3 protein-coding genes and 1 pseudogene are annotated in these 3,250 nt (G+C 66.5%); 1 reads left to right on the top strand and 3 read right to left on the bottom strand.

Annotated features, from left to right (window positions below; all coding sequences use genetic code 11):
- Positions 1 to 114: hypothetical protein (locus JJL56_RS33170; protein ID WP_425599138.1), on the bottom strand; the 114-nt coding region annotated here is incomplete at its 3' end.
- 452 nt (positions 115 to 566) lie between these two features.
- Positions 567 to 1,784, bottom strand: a complete 1,218-nt coding sequence (locus tag JJL56_RS16830) for an MFS transporter (protein WP_145626531.1) — start codon at positions 1,782 to 1,784, stop codon at positions 567 to 569.
- 104 nt (positions 1,785 to 1,888) lie between these two features.
- Here JJL56_RS16830 and JJL56_RS16825 point away from each other — a divergent pair, with 104 nt between their 5' ends.
- Complete coding sequence (locus JJL56_RS16825) at positions 1,889 to 2,776, top strand: LysR family transcriptional regulator (RefSeq protein WP_200485707.1); 888 nt, start codon at positions 1,889 to 1,891, stop codon at positions 2,774 to 2,776.
- Between the two features lie 277 nt (positions 2,777 to 3,053).
- Here the strand turns inward: JJL56_RS16825 and JJL56_RS33165 are convergent.
- Positions 3,054 to 3,250 (bottom strand): annotated as a pseudogene (locus JJL56_RS33165) (succinate--CoA ligase subunit alpha); the annotation flags it as partial.

Below are 3,250 nucleotides of genomic sequence, written 5' to 3'. Positions count from 1 at the left end.
GATCGAGGCGCGGGTCCAGCCATGGGTGGCCTGGATTTCCGGCACGAACAGCGTCCAGGCATACTGGATGTTGGCCGCGGCCACCATGCAGACGATGCCGACGATGATCTGCATCCAACGCGCGCCTTCGGAGATGGGCGCCTTCGAGCCGCCGGAACTGTTAAAAGCTGGCCTCTGGGATTCTGTCGATCCAACCATCATTCCCTCCCGTGGGATTGCGACGCTTTGATACCGGGCATGAGGGTCCCCTTGGGCGGGCGAGGCGGCGTCCGAGCGAGCGTCCGCATCGCCGCGTCATGGGCGGCCTTGTTCCGTGCCGATGTGAGTCATGGTTCAATGGTGTGCTGGAGAACCGGTCACGCTGTCCCTGCGTTCGTGGCGCTCCAGATACGGCATATGGTATGCCAGGGAAACGATTGTTGGCAACACGAACTTTTGACGCGCCGCGCTTTTCATCCAAAAATTTTTTCGGCCTTCGAAAACCGGACGGCCGGGAGGGTCAGCCCGCCCTGAGGGCGGGACTTGATGGTGTCCTCGCAATCGAACGGACGAGGCGCCGAGCGGCTTCAGGCGGCCGCCGACGCGGCGCGGGACGAGGCCGTGACGGCGAGTGCTGCGATGGCCGCCGCCAAAGGCACGAAGGACACCCAAAGCACCGTGTCCCAGCCGAACGCCGCCAGCAGCCCTCCGGACGCGAAGGACCCCAGCGCCATCGTCCCGAACACGATGAAGTCGTTGAGCGACTGCACCTGCGTCTTCTCCTCCGGACGGTGGCATTCCAGAACGAGCGCGGAGGCCCCGAGGAAGCCGAAGTTCCAGCCGACGCCCAACAGGATCAGGCTCACCCAGAAATGCGCCACGTCGACACCCCCCAGCCCGACCACGGCGGCGGCGGCGATCAGCCCCAGGCCGGCGAACACGATGCGGGACGCGCCGAACCGCTCGACCAGCCGTCCGGTGACGAAGCTTGGGGCGTACATGGCGATGACGTGCCATTGCAGGCCGAGGTTGGACACCTCCTGCGACAGGCCGCACAGCCGCATCGCCAGCGGGGCCGCCGTCATGATGAAGTTCATCAGAAGGTAGGAGACGACTCCGCACAGCACGGCGGTGACGAATCGCGGCTGGCGCGCGATGACGCCGAGCGGCCTCCCACCGGCTGCCTCCGCCGCGGTCGGCATCGGCAGCCGCACACCGACCAGCACCAGGGCGGACAGCGCCGCCACGGCGGCCTGGGCGACAAAGGTCGCCAGGAACAGGTGCGGCGGCCAGACATCCATCGTGATGGTGACGAGCTGCGGTCCGATGACTCCGGCGAACACCCCGCCCGCCATCACGGCCGACATGGCCCGCGGGCGCCGTTCCGGTTCGACGCAATCCGTCGCGGCGAAACGGAAGGACAGGACCACGGCGGCGTAGGCGCCGCCGGGGATCATCGCCGCGCAGAACAGCCAGAAACTCCCCAGAATCACCGCCAGGGCGGACAGCAGCCCGACGAGCACGCCGCACCCCGTCCCCGCCAGGAAGGCGGCACGCCGCCCGTGCCGCCGGGCGATGGCCCCGGCGGGTATGGTGCAGACCGCCATTCCCACGACGAAGACGGAGAGCGGCAGCGTGGCGAACGCCGGGCTGGGCGCCAGCGTGTGCCCGACGATGCCCCCCGTCGCGTAGACGACCACCGCGTTGGCACCGGCCAGCGCCTGCGCGGCCGACAGCCGCAAAACATTCCCCGTCCCATGCGCGTAAGGGCCATGCGCGAGAGAGTTGGTGTCGGCTTGGCTCATGACGGTCCTCGGGACTGGCTCTGTGGCGGTTGCCCCAGGCTTACCGACCCGCCATCATGAATAGAAGTGGTATATTCTCATGATTGGATGAGCCGGAGTCATGGATGCTTGACCGCCAGATTCTCGCGATTCTGCGGGAGGTGGATCGGGCGGGCAGCGTCACCGCCGCCGCCGAACGCCTGAATCTCAGCCAATCGGCGCTGAGCCACACGATGCGCAAGTTCGAGGAGCGCTGCGGGGTCGAAATCTGGACGAAGAAGGGGCGCAGCCTCCGCTTCACCCAGGCCGGCCGGCATCTTCTGGCGCTGGCGCAGCGCCTGCTGCCGCAGTTCGAGCACGCCGAACGGGTTCTCGACGATTTCGCGTCGGGCCGCCGCGGGGCGTTCCGGGTGGGCATGGAATGCCATCCCTGCCAAGCTTGGCTGATGCGGATGACCGCCCGCTATCTCACCCAATGGCCGGACGTGGATTTCGAGGTCCGCACCGCCTTCCGCTTCGATGGCTTGGCGGCATTGCTCGACAACGAGATCGACCTGCTCGTCACGCCCGATCCCATCGAGACCGCCGATGTCCTGTTCACGCCGGTCTTCGACTACGAACTCGTGCTCGTGGTGCATGAGGCGCATCCGCTCGCCACGCGGGGCGTGGCGCAACCCGAAGACCTTCGCGCGGAGGAGTTGGTCACCGTCCCGGTCAGCCTGGAACGGCTGGACGTCTACACCCGCTTCCTCGTCCCCGCCCATTGCCGTCCGCTCCGCCACAAGACCGCGGAGTCGACCGACCTGATGCTCCAGCTCGTCGCCGCCCGGCGCGGGGTCACCGTCCTGCCGGACTGGCTGGTGCGGGAGGGCGGCGCCGGTCTGCCCATCCGCAGTGTGCGGTTGGGAACCGAGGGGATCGGCAAGAGCATTCATCTTGGCGTCCGCCGCGGCGAGGAGTGCGTGGACTACATCGCCGGCTTCCTGGCGCTCGCACGGACAACGGAACAATAGGTAAGGAACGAAAAAAAATGGCCGTGCTGTCGCCAGCACGGCCAGTGATTTCGAGAGGCTCGCATAAATGCAGAGCAACAACCCGCCCGATACAAAGGGTGAAGCACCCTGTGCAAGACAAAGATGACTGGTCATACCATTCGCCGCAACGCTTCTTCGACGGCTTTCCACATTGCGGAAACAGCACCCAGCCCTGCCCTATACACAACAAAGAAGACCGCGCCGTTGCCGGCGCGGCCAGTCACTTCGGGGAAAACACTACAGCGACGAAAACGGATCAGCCCTTGAAGACCTTCAGCATGGTGGAACCCAGGCTGGCGGGGCTGTCGGCGACGGCGATGCCGACCGACTTCATGAAGTCGATCTTGAAGTCGGCGGTATCGTTGCCGCCGGAGATCACCGCGCCGGCATGGCCCATGCGGCGGCCCGGAGGCGCGGTGCGGCCGGCGATGAAGCCGACGACCGGCTTCTTGG

Source organism: Azospirillum aestuarii, assembly GCF_016632405.1.
Taxonomy (GTDB): domain Bacteria; phylum Pseudomonadota; class Alphaproteobacteria; order Azospirillales; family Azospirillaceae; genus Azospirillum; species Azospirillum aestuarii.
This window is presented reverse-complemented; position numbering and strand designations above follow the sequence as displayed.